A 14079-nucleotide genomic window follows, 5' to 3' on the forward strand; every position below is an offset into this window, starting at 1 on the left:
CTTCGCCTGTCTCAGCCCGCGGCGAGAACCAGCCACAGCAGTGCGGCGTTCAGGGCGATGATCAGGGCGGAGAACAGGATGCCGAGCGCGGTCGTCACGGGGCGGTTGACGTGCTCGCCGAGCGTGCGGCGCTGCGCCGTGAGGGCGACCAGCGGGATCAGCGCGAACGGGATGCCGAACGACAGCACCACCTGGCTGAGCACCAGCGCCAGGGTCGGGTCGACGCCCGCGCCGAGGATGGCCAGCGCGGGCAGAAGCGTGACCAGTCGCCGGGCGAGCAGCGGGATGCGCACGGACAGCAGGCCGTGCATGATCTCCGCGCCGGCGTAGGCGCCCACCGAGGTCGAGGCCAGGCCCGAGGCCAGCAGCCCCACGGCGAACAGCGTGCCGATCACTCCGCCCAGGCTCGCGGTGATGGCGGCATGCGCGCCCTCCAGCGAGTCCGTGCCGGTGACGCCGGCGAGGTTCGCTGCGGCCAGCAGCAGGATGGCGAGATTCACGGTGCCGGCGATGAGCATCGCGACGGTCACATCCCACCGGGTGGCGGTCAGAAGAGTGCGCAGCGGGCGCGGTCGGGAGTCGCAGAACCTGTCGCGCACCAGCGCGCTGTGCGCGTAGATCGCGTGCGGCATGATCGTCGCGCCCAGGATGGATACTGCCAGCAGCACCGACCCGCTGTCGGTGAACCGGGGCAGGATGCCGCCGGCGATGCCGGCCGGGTCGGGCGGGGCGACGAGCAGGCCGGCGACGAAGCCGACCACGATCAGCAGCATCAGCCCGATGATGACGAACTCGAAGTGCCGCGCGCCGCGCCGCGAGTGCACGGCCAGCAGGCCGATCGACACCGCACCGGTGATCACGCCGCCCCACAGCAGCGGGATGCCGAACAGCAGCTGCAGCGCGACGGCACCGCCCAGCACCTCGGCGATGTCGGTGGCCATCGCCACCAGCTCGGCCTGCAGCCAGTACGCGCGCCGTGCCCACGGATGCCGTATTCGTGCGCCCAGCAGCTCGGGCAGGCTGTTGCCGGTGACCAGCCCGAGTTTGGCGGAGAGGTACTGGATGAGCCAGGCCATCGCGTTGCCGCTGAGCACCACCCACACCAGCAGGTACCCGTAGCGGGCGCCCGCGGTCATGTTGCTGGCGACGTTGCCCGGGTCGAGGTACGCCACACCGGCGACCAGCGCGGGCCCCAGCAGCGAGACCCCCCGCATCCGTCCCCACCAATTTTTCGGCACACCTAAAAATTACCACCCACCCACCCCTCTCACACTCCCCACCCACCCCACCCACCCCACCCACCACACCCCTCGTCCTTCCGTCGAGAGCACGACATCTCGCCGAGCGCACGGGAACTTCGCGCGAACAATCCGTGCGCTCGGCGAGGTCCCGTGCTCTCGACGCTTGGAAAGAGGGAGAGGGGGGAGGGGGCGGGGATAGTCTGGAGGGGTGGATGACGAGACCCCGGAGCGCACGACGCACGGGGTCGGTCCCTGGCAGGGGGAGTGGCCGGTCGAGGGGTGGTACGACCCCGAGCTTCTGGAGCATGGCGACACCCGCAACGTGATCGACCGGTACCGGTACTGGCGGATGGATGCCATCGTCGCCGACCTGGATCTGGTGCGGCATCCGTTCCACGTGGCCATCGAGAACTGGCAGCACGACATGAACATCGGCTCGATCGTGCGCAGCGCCAACGCGTTCCTCGCCGACACCGTGCACATCATCGGACGCCGTCGCTGGAACAAACGCGGTGCGATGGTGACCGACCGGTACCAGCATGTCGTGCATCACCCGGATGTCGCCGACTTCGCCGCGTGGGCTCGGGCGGAGGGGCTTCCCATCATCGCGGTCGACAACATCGGCGGAGCGGTCCCCGTGCAGCAGGCGGAGCTGCCGGAGCGGTGCGTGCTGCTGTTCGGGCAGGAGGGGCCCGGGCTCTCGCCCGAGGCGGTGGCCGCGGCATCCGGTCAGGTGGAGATCACGCAGTACGGCTCGACGCGCTCGATCAACGCCAGCGCGGCAGCTGCCGTGGTCATGTACGAGTGGTGCCGGCGATACGCCTGATCGCCCTGACCGCGAGCGTCAGTCGCGCGGGATGTCGAAGGTGTGCTTCATCAGGGCATTGACGTCGGCGTCGATGCGGTCGATGCGCTGATGCACGCCCTTGAAGCCGGCTTGCATCTCGGCGCGCAGCGACCTGGTCTCGGCGCCGACCTCGCTGCGCACGGATCCGATCTCCTTGCGCAGCGACCCGATCTCGACCCCCACTTCGCGACGGAACAATCCGATCTCGGTCTCCATCTGGCCGCGCAGCGATCCGATCTCGGTACCCATCTGCGTGCGCAGCGACCCGATCTCGTTGCGCACCGATCCGATCTCGGTCTGCACCTGCGTGCGGAATGATCCGATCTCGTTGCGCACGGATCCGATCTCGGTCTGCACCGACCCGATCGCGGTCTTGATGATCCGCACGAACATCGTGGACATGAGCGTCAGCATGCCGAACAGGCCGGCGGCGAAGACGCCGATCAGCGTCCATACCTGGGGTTCGTTCATCGTCAGCACCTCTCCATCATGACCGGCCGCGAACCACGATGCCAGGCCTCACAGACACGGAATTGCCCTATTCACACGATCTGTGGACAAGTCGCAAAAGTGCAGAATTGTGCAGGAAGAGTGAGGCGGCAACCATTCCACTGAGACGCAGTCTCGCGTACACTGAGTCCCAGTCTCAGCGTCGTCTCAGAAGGAGCGCACCATGGCATCCGACTACATCCCCCCGACAGGCGACTACCGCTTCCTGTTCGGCGAGGCGTTCGGCCTCGACCTGGTCGCGCGCGGCACGGCCGGCGCGTTCAGCGCCGACGACGCCACCGAGATCATCGCCGGTGCGGGCGAATTCGCGGCATCCGTCCTCGCCCCGCTCGAGACCGTCGGCGACCGCGAGGGCGCCCGCCTGGAGGACGGCCAGGTGCACCTGCCGGCCGGATTCGCCGAGGCCTACCAGGCGTTCGTCGAGGCCGGCTGGGTCACCGCCGAGGCCCCCGAGTCCGCCGGCGGCGACGGGCTGCCCGGCAGCATCCGCGCGGGTCTGGGCGAGATCTGGAACGCCTCCAACGCGGCCTTCGCGCTGTGCTGGCTGCTGACGGCCGGGCAGATCCACGCGCTGGACGCCACGGCGTCCGACGAACTGCGCGCCACCTACCTGACCAAGCTGGTCTCGGGGGAGTGGACCGGCACGATGAACCTCACCGAGCCGGATGCCGGCACCGACCTGGGCGCGATCCGCACCCTGGCCACGCCCCGCGCCGACGGCAGCTGGGGCGTCAGCGGCCAGAAGATCTTCATCACCTGGGGCGACCACGACGTCGCGCCGAACATCGTGCACCTGGTGCTGGCACGCACGCCCGACGCACCCGCCGGTGCCAAGGGCCTGTCGCTGTTCGTCGTGCCGAAGTTCCTGCCCGACGCCGACGGCAACCCGGGCGAGCGCAACGCGGTCGGCCCGATGGCTCTCGAGCACAAGCTCGGCATCCACGGCAGCCCCACCTGCGTGATGAGCTACGAGGACGCCACCGGGTTCCTCGTCGGCGAGATCGGCGGCGGACTCGCGGGCATGTTCGTGATGATGAACTCCGCGCGCGCCGGCATGGGCTTCCAGGCCACCGGCATCTCGGACCGCGCTTACCAGCAGGCCGTCGCCTACGCTGACCAGCGCCTGCAGGGCGCGGTGATGGACCGCCCCGCCGGCACCCCGATCGCCGAGCACCCCGACGTGCGCCGCCTGCTGCTGTCGATGCAGAGCCGCCTGTTCGCGATGCGCGCCCTGGGCGTGTACCTGGGCGACCTGTTCGACCGTGCGTCGACGGATGGCACGCAGACGATGGCCGAGTTCTTCGTGCCGATCCTGAAGGGCTGGGCGACGGAGGATGCCGTGGCACTGACCAGCGACGCCATCCAGGTGCACGGCGGCATGGGCTTCATCGAGGAGACCGGCATCGCACAGCACTACCGCGATGCGCGCATCATGCCCATCTACGAGGGAACCACAGCCATCCAGTCCAACGACCTCATCGGCCGCAAGGTGATCCGCGACGGCGGCGCCACCGCCGAGAAGCTTTTCGAGTCGATCTCTGCGACCGTCGCCGAACTCCGCGGCCTCGAGAACGAGGTCGCCACCCGCACGGCCGACCGCCTGGAGCGCGCCGTCGCCTCGGCGCGCGCGGCCACGGCATCCGTCCTCGGCTTCGGCCAGACCCGCGACGCGTACGGCGTGAGCGTGCCCTACCTCATGCTGCTGGGCACGCTGGCCGGCGGCTGGATGCACGGCCTGGCCGTGGTCGCGGTGCTGAAGCACGAGACAGCGGATGCCGAGGATCAGGCCCGCCTGGTCTCCGCCGACTTCTACGGCGCCCACCACCTGCCGCGCGTGCACATGCTCGCGGAGACGGTGGCCGCCGGCGAGGTGGCCTGAGGGTCAGGACGCGGGGATGTCCGGCGTCCCGCCGGCGTTGAGGTAGGCCTCGTACTCGTCGCCCGCGGCGCGCATCTGCGACTCGTCCACCTGTGCGATGTCGGACAGCAGGTTCGGCCGGAATCGGGTCGTCCCGTCGAAGCACTCGACGTCGTTGTGCCAATCGTTGTCACGGGTGGGATCCCAGACGCAGGACCACGCTCCCGCGACGCCGCTTGTAGTGGCGGATGCCTGACTCGTCGGCGTCGTTGCAGGTTCGGCCGGTCGGGAGGTGAACCACGCGACCAGGTCGGGCTGACCGTTGTACATCCAAACGCCGAAACAGACCGCCGCGGCGATCAGCAACCCGACAATGAGGCCGCCGCGGGAACTGCGGCCCCTGTGTCGTGTCCCCCTGGCTGACACTCGGTCCCCTCCCCTCAGCGTCAGCCTAGCGGTGGCCGAGGCAGGTCCGCGGGTGGCTCCACCAGCTCATGCGACGGCCTTCGTCCACGCGTCGGTCCGCACCCGCCAGCCGAGGGTGCCCAGCCGCGCCAGCAGGTACACGCCGAAGAAGGCGACGGCCAGCCACAGCAGGCCCAGCGCGCCGTCGATGCCGGTCGCGGAGATGATCCACAGCGCGGGCAGGAACGGCACCAGGTTCAGGCCGCCGGCGATGGCGAGGTAGCGGGCGTCGTTCGCGCCCATCAGCACTCCGTCCAGCACGAACACGACCCCGGCGACGGGCTGTGCGACGGCCAGCACCAGCAGCGCCGGCTGCACGAGGGCCGACACTGCGGCATCTCCCGTGAAGACGATCCCGAGCACGCCCGAGGCGGCGGCGATCAGCCCGCCGACGAGGATGCCGAACCAGATCCCCCACGCGGTGGTGCGCCGCAGCACGCGGTGCACGGCGGCGGTGTCGCCGGAGCCGAGGCTCTTGCCGATCAGCGCCTGCGCAGCGATGGCCAGGGCGTCCAGCGCGAAGGCTGCGGTGGAGAAGATGGTGAACGCGATCTGCCAGCCCGCCAGCTCCCGCGTGCCGATGCCGGTGGCCACGCCGACCGTGGCGAGCAGGGCGATGCGCAGGCTGACCGTGCGCAGGAACAGCCAACCTCCGGAGCGCGCCGTGCCGCGCAGGCCCTCGCGCTGCGCCCACATCGACGCCCCGTGGCGCACGGCCAGATGGCGGATGACCATCACGTAGGCGGCGACCATGCCCCACTGCGCGGCGACGGTGCCGAACGCGGAACCGGCGATGCCCCACCCGAACCCGTAGATGAAGATCCAGTTCAGCAGAGCGTTGGCGCCGAAGCCCAGCCCCGCGATCCACAGCGGGGTGACGGTGTCCTGCATGCCGCGCAGCAGGCCCGTGGCCGCGTAGACGATGAGCATGGCCGGCAGCCCCCACATGGAGATCGTGAGGTAGGTGCGGGCCTGCTCCGCCACGGCGTCGGTCGCCCCGAACATGCTCACCACCCAGGGGGTGGCCACCGAGCCCAGCACGGCCAGCACGGTGCCGAGAACGAGCGCCAGCCACATCCCGTCGATGCCGACCGAGACGGCATCGCCCGGCTGTCCCGCACCGAAGCGGCGCGCGACGGCGGGGGTCGTGGAGTACGCGAGGAAGATCATCAGCCCGACGATGGTCTGCAGCACGGCGCTCGCGATGCCCAGGCCCGCGAGCGGCGTCGTGCCCAGGTGGCCGACCATTGCGGCATCCAGGATCAGGAACAGCGGCTCGGCGATCAGCGCACCCAGCGCGGGCACCGCGAGATGCAGGATCTCGCGGTTCAGCGACGGAGGAGCGGATGCCGGGGATGCCACCCCCTGAGCCTATGCGGTGGCACCGACGCGGCCTTGCGGCGGTGCTTCGACGGGCTCAGCAACCCAGAGGAATGGGTCCCCTGAGCCTGTCGAAGGGTGGGGGTACGCGTCGCTGCTGCGGCGGCTGCGCGACCAGCCCGAGCGGGTCGAGCGGGGGGAGGAGGGCATCGTCTACGCGCCGCAGTTCCGCCGCGATCTGGAGGAGCCCGTCGGCTCGGCGATCCCCGTGCGGCCGGATGTGCCGCTGGTGGTGACCGAGGGCAATTATCTGCTCGTGGACGGAGCAGCGTGGCAGCACGCCCGCGAGACCCTCGACGAGGTGTGGTTCCTCGCACCCGACGAGCAGCAGCGGATCGCTCAGCTGGTGGCCAGGCACGAGAGGTTCGGCAGGTCGCATGAGGAGGCCGTGGAGCGCTCACTGGGCAGCGACCAGCGCAACGCCGAGGTGATCGCCGCCACGGCCGGTCGCGCCGACCTGATCGTCACGCTCACGGATCGGCTGCCCTGAGCTCCGGCGTCGGGGCGGTCGGCTTTCCCTGCGCGGGACCAGACCGCCTCACGCCGAGCCGACTCAGGCGGCGATGTCGTATCTCGCGCGTCCGCCGAGCTGGGGCGTGCGGGCGGGGTCGACGACCGCAGGCGGGATGAACCAGACTCTGGATCTCACGTTCACGCCAGTTCCCTCGCCCGTGGCGGCTCGTCGGTCTCCCCGCCGTGGCCGGGTCGAGGTGCCGGGCGGCGTGTCGATTCTGATCTCCCAGCCGTTGTCGTGGATGCGATGGTGGCAGGATTCGCAGAGCAGGATGCCGTTGGACAGGTCGGTCGGCCCAGAGTCTCGTTTCCACCACCTCAAGTGATGCGCCTTGGTCATGTGCGGTGGGAGCCCGCATCGCGCGCACCCGCCGTCGCGCTCCACGAGGGCGAGCTTCTGCGCAGTCGTGAACAGGCGACGCTCCCGCCCCCAGTCCAGGATCTCGCCCGCGCCGCCCAGCACGCAGGGGATGACGCCGCCGGAGGCGGCCATCCGGCGGATCGAGGTGACCGACACAGGCTGGTCGAGCCCGTCGATCGTGCCGTGTCCCACGCCGGCCTCGAGGTCCGCGAGGTCGACCCGCACGATGACCGTCGCGCCGGCGACCGGGACGTCCCTGGTCTCGCAGCCGAGCACGTGCCCGCAGAACAGTGTGAGCGCGTCGGCGCGCATCATCGCCACTGTCCGCCGGTCGGCATCCAGCGCGTCCGGATCGCCGTCGGCTCCGGCGGGTGCAGTCTCGACGAGCCCGGCTCCAGGCTGCTCAGTCGTGATGTCTCTGGCTGCGGCGGTCTCACGAGCCTGGAACTGCGCGGTCACGTACCCGTCGATCGCCGTGCGGATCGGGGCGCCGGACTCCACGTCGGTCACAAGGTTCAGGTGAAGCATCCCGTCGCGCTCGAACATCGACAGTGACCGCGCTACCCGCCGCTCCTCTTCGCGCGCCTCCAGCCGATCCACTTCCAGAAGGACCTCGGCGCGCTTGACCAGCCGGCGAACATCATCCAGTGACAGGCCGATCGCCCGTTCCACCAGTCGCGCCTCGACATCCGCCACGACGCCATGGTCCCGCCCGACGCGGGCGCGGTCGAGGAACTCCACGATCAGCGAGGCTCCGGCGGCCCCCAGAGCACCGGCAGAAAGCGCGCGTTCCACGGAGGGGTAGCGAGGCAGCATCCGCTCCCCGGCAAGATCCGTTCGCGGTGCGACGGCCTCTCCGACCTTCACCGGCCGTGCCGCGTCTCCCGTGGAGACGCCGGTCGTCGCGGCTATCAGCGCAGCCGGAGTCCGGAACCCGGCCTGCTTCGCCAGTGACTCGGCACCCAGCTCGGGTCGCGACTCGTGCGCGATCCCGGCGGCGACCCGCGCCTGCAGCGCGTCCAGCGCGCGCCTTGCCGACCCGATCGCCGTGTTCAGCGTCATCAGCTCCTGACGTGCCAGTCGCGCGTCATCGTCGGCATCCGCCCACACCGCATCGATGGCCGACACGGCCTCGTGCAGTTTCGACAGGGAAGCTGACATGTCTCCAGCGTATGGTCGATCGGTAACTCTGTCAAGCATTTATTCGAAATTGACTAGAATAAAAGCGTTTGACACTCGAACAAAGATACACATGGATTGATACCGCTCGCACCCTGCCCCGAACGTTACCCACCGCCTCCGACAGCCTGTCGTCTACCCTGGAACCACCGGAGGTGATCCGATGTCCGATGCGATGGGCGATGCCGCCCGCTACCGTGCGAAGCGCGATGCCGGCGAGAGCACCGAGTCCGAGCCGCCCGCCGAAGCGCCCATGAGTCTGAACGCGCAGAACAAGGCGCAGTTCGCCGAGACGGCCATCCAACTGGCGATCCGCCGCGTCGAGTTCGACAACCTGCCCGGCGCAGGCAAGCCCATCGAGGGCCTCGGCACGCACCACGATCCCGACTGGTGGATCCGCCGCAAGATCGAGACCGAGAACCTCACGGGGCTCGGCCCGCCCGTGCTCATGCTTCGGGTGGAGGACGAGAAGCTCGACGACGACCTCGACCAGCTCGGCCGCGAGGAGGACGTGCGCGGCGTCGTGGAGGACTTCAACCGTCGCGTGATCGGCGCGCGCCGGCAGCTTCTGGGCGGCCCGCCGGTGGTCACGAGGACGCGTGATGTCGATGTCGAGGTGGTGCGCTGGAGGGAGCGCCGGGACGCCGCACAGAGGGCGGAGGCGGATGCTGTCGCTCGGGGTGTTTCGGCCGGGGGGAGCCCTCGACGACACGGATTCTCGAAGAACCACCCGTCGGCGCAGGCCCTTCCGACGCAACAAGCGCCTCAACTGATCATGGTTGAAGCGCTTGTCTTGATGAGTCGACGCAACATGCCGGCATCAACGCTACGGCGATGAGTCTGCTCCCGCCGAGTGGCAGCAGATCGCGAAGATCGTGTCCACTGTGCTCGGTGCGTTGCTGCTCACCCTGATGGATGGTGCGATCCCGTAGGTGCCAGGGTCGTGTCGGAGAACTCTAGATGCTGGGAAGTCGTGGTTATCGGATCGTTACTATTGTCTGACTGTCAATAATCGCGTCCGGGGCGTGATGCGCGAACCGTGTATCGACGAAAAAGGTTGCGGTGACTGTCGAAGATAGGTACCAGCGTAATTTCGCCCCACGGATCCGTGCCGCAACGAGATGCGACCACTATTCGGAGTGCGGCAAGTGAGGGGAAAGTGCAGAGCAGCGCGACAACACGCGGGTTGCTCTGTGATCTGCGGTGAGTGCCTCCGTGTGGGGTGGGCTGCGGCTGCCACATCGGTGCACATGCGAGTGATGGTGCATGCAGGTGCATGTTTCATTCCGCACTGAAGATATGAGCGACCAGGTGCGACCTGCGCTTCGCGGGGGCCGCCCCGACCGTGATCTGATCGTTACGCATATGGCTTGCGCCGGATGGACGAAGGTCGACATCATTATGGCCAGGAGTCGCACCAGCTGAGGGGTGACGGCGACTCTGAACTCTGGGGATGGGATCGTCATCGGGCACAAGTCCGATGACACCCGCCTGCTCTCAGGGCTACCCGTCTGCGTCATCCCGGAGAGTCAGACTCTGACATGCGTACCATCCGTCGCCTCATCGAGGCCAAGAAGCTCGAGCGCGAGGAGAACGGCGAGTCCGGCTTCTCCCTGATCGAGCTCATCATCGTCGTCGTCATCCTGGGTATCCTCGTCGCGATCGCGATTCCGATCTTCGCGAACATCCAGGACACTGCTCGTCTCAATGCGCTGAAGGCAGCAGCTGCAAACGGCGCGACGGCGGCTGCGACCGCAGTCTCGGATGCTCCGACCAGCCCGACAGTCGAAGAGGCCGCGGCTTCCGGGGGATCGGGGGACATCGTCACTGCTCTTCAAGGCGATGCTACTGACGCAACGGTGACGAACATCTGCGTCAAGGCAAACGAGAAGGGCAAGACTGCCAGCACGGATCCCGTTTGGTATGCCGGTCCCGGTGCCAAGGCAGATGGAAGTGACTGCAAGACCACCCCGTAGCTCACACCTTCCTCTGAGCGGAGGCCCGTACCCTCGGGCCTCCGCTCAACATATTCCGCAAGGATCCAACACGTTCTGAGGACCACAGATGTCGTCTGTCACCCGAGATGACGACGGTGTGGGTCTGATCGAGATCGTCGTGGCCATGCTGCTTCTGGCAGTGCTGGCGCTCGGTGTTCTCCCATTGATCATCCAGGCCACCACCGCGAGCGTCGTCAATCGCGACCTCGTCGCGGCCAACAACGTGGCCACTGCCGAGCTCGCACCTGTCCGTGCGGCCTTCCCGAGCGACCCGGCCACCACGAAGGTCTGCGGTGACCTTCCGTTGTACGAGCATTCCAGAGAGAAGAAGTCTGACGCTCTGTACGCCTCACGCCAGCTGGTCTGCGGTGGAGACGGCACGGCCACGGTCACGGTGAAGGTCTTCTCCGACGCGACGACCGAGGATGCGCTCGTCACCGCCGTGACGAAAGTGCTGGTGAAGAAGTGAGGACTCAGCTGTCAGCGCACGACGACGAACGCGGCGTCACGCTCATCGAGCTGATCATCTACATGCTTCTGGCCGCGGTCTTCCTGGTGATCGTTTCGGCCATCTTCATCAACGGCTGGCTGTCCCAGGCTGCGACAGCCGATCGCGATGCTGCGACGGGCAACGCCAATCTCGTCACCGCGTCGCTGCAGCAGTCGATCCGCAACGCCTCGGCCGTTCATCAGCCTGCCGGTATGGGCAACGCGGTGACCGCCGTCGTCGCCATCGGGGATGCTGCTGACTCGCAGTGCCGGGCATGGGTGTGGACGCTCGACACCGCAGCCTCATCCGAAGACGCCGATCGCGACCACTACCAGCTGCGTTATGCCACTTCGGGCGCCGCGATCGACATGACGCGAACCGATGGTGTCGGCTGGGCCACTCTTGCCTCGGCCGTTGTCCCGAAGGGCGATCCTGCGCCGAGCTTCACCGTCACATCGACGACCGGCCTCACCTACTCGTTCGCTGCCGAGAGTAACGATCGCAGCAAGGACTCCCAGCCGGTGCAGGTGGACGGCAGCGTCACCGCGCAAGCGGTCATTCCCGGAGGTAGATCATGCTGGTGACCCTTCAGACGCGACTTCGCGATGCCTCTCGCAGGCAGGAGAGCGACGAGCGCGGCGCCACACTCGTGGTGGTGATGATCGTCATGATGGTGCTCATGGTGGGTGCCGTCGTGATTGCGGCGATGGTGACCAATACTGCGAGCAGCCTTGTCTCCAGCCGCAGTACGGTGCAGTCGCGTGCGGCCGCGGATGCCGGTCTCGCCGCGGCTGTCGCACAGGCCAGCGGCGGTGACCCGTGCGCGGCGGTACCAGCCGGCACGTCGCCGACGTACAGCGTGGACGTGAAATGTGACGTCCCCTCCGCCGGGAACGTCACTTATCGCTCGACCGGGAGCGCTGGCTCGTCCTCCACCACCGTCGAGGCCGTGTACAAGGTGACCCCCGCCGATGCTCCCAAGGGCCTCACCGGCGCCCTGGTCGCCGGCAACGGCGGACTCAGCAGTTCGACCGTGCGCATCGATGCGGAAGGAGCTGCCGGCGACGTCATCGTCGAGAACGGCGACCTCAACTGCAACAGTGCGACGACCATCGATGGCAGCGTGATCGTGCGCAATGGCAGCGCCTCCATCACCAACTACTGCAAGATCACGGGGAGCCTCTACGCGTCGAAGAACCTCAACCTCGACAGCAACGCGAGCATCGGTGGTGACGTGGTGACACTCGGCACCCTGACGACCTCCAACAGCACCTACATCGCAGGCAGCGCCTCGGCCCGCGGTAATGTCATCCTCAACAACAGCACGCACGTGATGGGCAACGTCACCACTCAGAGCGGAATCACCGTGTACGCCGCTCGGGTCGAGGGCAATGTGAAGGCCGGCGGGGCGCTGGCGTTCAACGCGTCCGTTGTCGTCGGCGACGTCTCGAGCTCGTACACCGCTGGCACTCACGGAACCGTATTCAACGCGCAATTCGGTTCGATTCATGTCGCTGCGCCGTTCTCGTCCTTCAAAGGCTCGACGGTGAGTGGGGTGTTCAGCTCGAGCTTCACCGGCATCCAGAAATTCAGCGGTAGCACTGCAGGCTCGCTCGACCTCGCGGGAACCTACGAAAATGCAGACAAACCCGGAACGGCGGGTGGGGTGACAGCGGGCTCCATCAAGACCCATGACACCACTCTCACCACCCCGGCGACTCCGCAGGTTCCCGCCCCCGCACCGCTCCTGCCGGACAGCTTCAGCTGGTACGACATGGGATTCGACAAGTCCAAATGGCAGGCACTCGGCTACAACGTGGTCGACTGGACCGGGGGCTGCGACATGGCGACAGATCCGTCGGATCTGAAGAACGCCGTGGTGGGGTACACCAAGCCGACTGTGGTCAACGCTCTCGCATGCGGAACGGTGAAGGGCTACGGCGTGACGCTCAGCCTTCGCACGGACATCGTGATGATCGCACCGGCGTTCAGCACGCAGGCGCTGAAAGTGAACTCCGCCACCGGTGCCGAGCTGGGATTCAGCCTGATCGCACCGGACAACGTCGCCGATCATGCGCCGACATGTGCGAAGAAGCAGGGAGATCTCAATATCTATCAGGTGCAGCTTGGCACCAAGATCACCGGACTCGCATACTCGCCATGCCAGATCACCATTGGTGAGGGTGCATGGAACGGCCAGATCTACGGAGGGAAGATCTCCGCGGGAGGCTCCACCTGGGCGCACACATACCGCCCCGTCAGCATTCCCGGCGTCGATGGAAGCGGCGGCTCTTCCGGTGGCGGCGCCGGCAGCGGCACACCCACGCTCGGTGCGCTCGTCTCCCAGCGAGACGTCCCGTGACGCCCCTCGCCATCTTCATCGCCGTGTGGGCGGGGGTGTTCGGCCTCGCGATCGGGTCGTTCCTGAACGTCGTCGCGTACCGCGTTCCGGCGGGCATCCCGCTCACCCGAGAGAGCCGCTGCCCGGGCTGCGACGCGCCCATCGCGTGGTGGCGCAACGTGCCCGTGGTCGGATGGCTGGCGCTGCGAGGGCGTTGCGCCGACTGCCGGATGCCGATCAGCATCCGCTATCCCTTCATCGAACTCACCACGGGGGTGCTGTTCGCCGCCGTCGCCGTCGGGCTGGCCCTGACGGGGACGGCGGCCACGCCGCGGTTCTGGGGAGTCCTCGCGATCCTGGAGGTGTTCGCCGCGCTGAGCGTGGTGCTCACCCTGATCGACCTCGACGTCAAGCGACTGCCCAACGCCATCGTGCTGCCCGGATGGGCCGCGGTGGTGGTACTGATGCTGGTGACGACGCTGGTGTCGGGGGCCGGCCCTTCGACAGGCTCAGGGACCCAGGCGTTGAGCTCAGGGGCCGCCGGCCTCGACTGGTGGCCGCTGCTCCGCGCGCTCATCGGCGGCGCCGCGCTGTTCCTGCTGTACGACATCGTGCGGTGGATCAGTCCGCGCGGCATGGGCGGCGGCGACGTCAAGCTCGCCGGCCTCGTCGGCACGGTGCTCGGCTGGTTCGGCTGGGGCGCGCTGGTGGTGGGCGCCTTCGCCGCCTTCGCACTCGGCGGCGTGTTCGGAATCGCGCTCATCATCGCCGGCCGTGCCAAGCGATCGAGCGGCATCCCTTTCGGACCGTGGATGCTTGCGGGAGCATGGGTGGGCATACTCGTCGGAGAGCGCGTCGGCGAGTGGTACGCAGGATTCCTGGGCTGAGGGGCTGAGG

General features: G+C 67.9%; 13 protein-coding genes and 1 pseudogene. 9 read left to right on the forward strand and 5 right to left on the reverse strand.

Going from position 1 to position 14079, the window contains the following annotated elements; genetic code table 11:
* Positions 1 to 11 precede the first annotated feature (11 nt).
* Positions 12 to 1214 (reverse strand): Nramp family divalent metal transporter, encoded by a 1203-nt coding sequence (locus Q0568_RS02255; protein WP_298861552.1) that lies wholly within the window; start codon positions 1212 to 1214, stop codon positions 12 to 14.
* Positions 1215 to 1449: 235 nt separating this feature from the next.
* Between Q0568_RS02255 and Q0568_RS02260 the strand changes: the two genes are divergently transcribed.
* Entirely contained in the window at positions 1450 to 2067 is a 618-nt protein-coding gene (locus Q0568_RS02260; protein WP_298861555.1) for a TrmH family RNA methyltransferase, read from the forward strand.
* Positions 2068 to 2085: 18 nt separating this feature from the next.
* Here the strand turns inward: Q0568_RS02260 and Q0568_RS02265 are convergent, their stop codons facing one another.
* The gene (locus Q0568_RS02265) at positions 2086 to 2559 is read right to left on the reverse strand and encodes a hypothetical protein (protein WP_298861558.1); all 474 of its coding nucleotides are present in this window, start codon (positions 2557 to 2559) and stop codon (positions 2086 to 2088) included.
* Positions 2560 to 2761: 202 nt separating this feature from the next.
* Between Q0568_RS02265 and Q0568_RS02270 the strand changes: the two genes are divergently transcribed.
* Complete coding sequence (locus tag Q0568_RS02270) at positions 2762 to 4477, forward strand: acyl-CoA dehydrogenase (RefSeq protein WP_298861561.1); 1716 nt, start codon at positions 2762 to 2764, stop codon at positions 4475 to 4477.
* Positions 4478 to 4480: 3 nt separating this feature from the next.
* On the opposite strand, the gene Q0568_RS02275 is transcribed toward Q0568_RS02270, so the two are convergent.
* Positions 4481 to 4786 (reverse strand): hypothetical protein, encoded by a 306-nt coding sequence (locus Q0568_RS02275; protein WP_298861563.1) that lies wholly within the window; start codon positions 4784 to 4786, stop codon positions 4481 to 4483.
* Positions 4787 to 4948: 162 nt separating this feature from the next.
* The gene (locus Q0568_RS02280; RefSeq protein WP_298861566.1) at positions 4949 to 6283 is read right to left on the reverse strand and encodes an MATE family efflux transporter; all 1335 of its coding nucleotides are present in this window, start codon (positions 6281 to 6283) and stop codon (positions 4949 to 4951) included.
* Positions 6284 to 6299: 16 nt separating this feature from the next.
* On the opposite strand from Q0568_RS02280, the gene Q0568_RS02285 reads away from it, so the two are divergent.
* The gene (locus Q0568_RS02285) at positions 6300 to 6791 is read left to right on the forward strand and encodes a nucleoside/nucleotide kinase family protein (RefSeq protein WP_298861569.1); all 492 of its coding nucleotides are present in this window, start codon (positions 6300 to 6302) and stop codon (positions 6789 to 6791) included.
* A gap of 63 nt (positions 6792 to 6854) precedes the next feature.
* On the opposite strand, the gene Q0568_RS02290 is transcribed toward Q0568_RS02285, so the two are convergent.
* On the reverse strand, positions 6855 to 8336 hold the full coding sequence (locus Q0568_RS02290) for an HNH endonuclease (protein WP_298861572.1): 1482 nt from the start codon (positions 8334 to 8336) through the stop codon (positions 6855 to 6857).
* 181 nt (positions 8337 to 8517) lie between these two features.
* Between Q0568_RS02290 and Q0568_RS02295 the strand changes: the two are divergent.
* The 6 genes and pseudogenes from Q0568_RS02295 to Q0568_RS02320 form a co-directional block, all read left to right on the forward strand.
* A pseudogene (locus Q0568_RS02295) lies at positions 8518 to 9018 on the forward strand (DUF1992 domain-containing protein); the annotation flags it as partial.
* Between the two features lie 877 nt (positions 9019 to 9895).
* Complete coding sequence (locus Q0568_RS02300) at positions 9896 to 10330, forward strand: type II secretion system protein (protein ID WP_298861575.1); 435 nt, start codon at positions 9896 to 9898, stop codon at positions 10328 to 10330.
* Positions 10331 to 10418: 88 nt separating this feature from the next.
* A complete protein-coding gene (locus tag Q0568_RS02305) occupies positions 10419 to 10820 on the forward strand; it encodes a prepilin-type N-terminal cleavage/methylation domain-containing protein (protein ID WP_298861578.1) in 402 nt (133 codons plus the stop codon).
* A complete protein-coding gene (locus Q0568_RS02310) occupies positions 10817 to 11425 on the forward strand; it encodes a prepilin-type N-terminal cleavage/methylation domain-containing protein (RefSeq protein ID WP_298861581.1) in 609 nt (202 codons plus the stop codon). The genes Q0568_RS02305 and Q0568_RS02310 overlap by 4 nt, the downstream gene beginning before the upstream one ends.
* Before the next feature lie 71 nt (positions 11426 to 11496).
* Positions 11497 to 13203 (forward strand): hypothetical protein, encoded by a 1707-nt coding sequence (locus Q0568_RS02315; protein WP_298861583.1) that lies wholly within the window; start codon positions 11497 to 11499, stop codon positions 13201 to 13203.
* Entirely contained in the window at positions 13200 to 14069 is an 870-nt protein-coding gene (locus tag Q0568_RS02320; RefSeq protein ID WP_298861586.1) for an A24 family peptidase, read from the forward strand. Before Q0568_RS02315 ends, Q0568_RS02320 begins: the two co-directional genes overlap by 4 nt.
* Positions 14070 to 14079: the final 10 nt, after the last annotated feature.

The organism is uncultured Microbacterium sp. (genome assembly GCF_937927635.1).
Taxonomy (GTDB): domain Bacteria; phylum Actinomycetota; class Actinomycetes; order Actinomycetales; family Microbacteriaceae; genus Microbacterium.

What these genes read in the sequence shown, in the direction of transcription:
- Q0568_RS02255 (WP_298861552.1), bottom strand. Translation starts at nt 1,214, where the DNA reads ATGCGGGGGGTCTCGCTGCTGGGGCCCGCGCTGGTCGCCGGTGTGGCG.
- Q0568_RS02265 (WP_298861558.1), bottom strand. Translation starts at nt 2,559, where the DNA reads ATGAACGAACCCCAGGTATGGACGCTGATCGGCGTCTTCGCCGCCGGC.
- Q0568_RS02270 (WP_298861561.1), top strand. Translation starts at nt 2,762, where the DNA reads ATGGCATCCGACTACATCCCCCCGACAGGCGACTACCGCTTCCTGTTC.
- Q0568_RS02275 (WP_298861563.1), bottom strand. Translation starts at nt 4,786, where the DNA reads ATGTACAACGGTCAGCCCGACCTGGTCGCGTGGTTCACCTCCCGACCG.
- Q0568_RS02290 (WP_298861572.1), bottom strand. Translation starts at nt 8,336, where the DNA reads ATGTCAGCTTCCCTGTCGAAACTGCACGAGGCCGTGTCGGCCATCGAT.
- Q0568_RS02300 (WP_298861575.1), top strand. Translation starts at nt 9,896, where the DNA reads ATGCGTACCATCCGTCGCCTCATCGAGGCCAAGAAGCTCGAGCGCGAG.
- Q0568_RS02305 (WP_298861578.1), top strand. Translation starts at nt 10,419, where the DNA reads ATGTCGTCTGTCACCCGAGATGACGACGGTGTGGGTCTGATCGAGATC.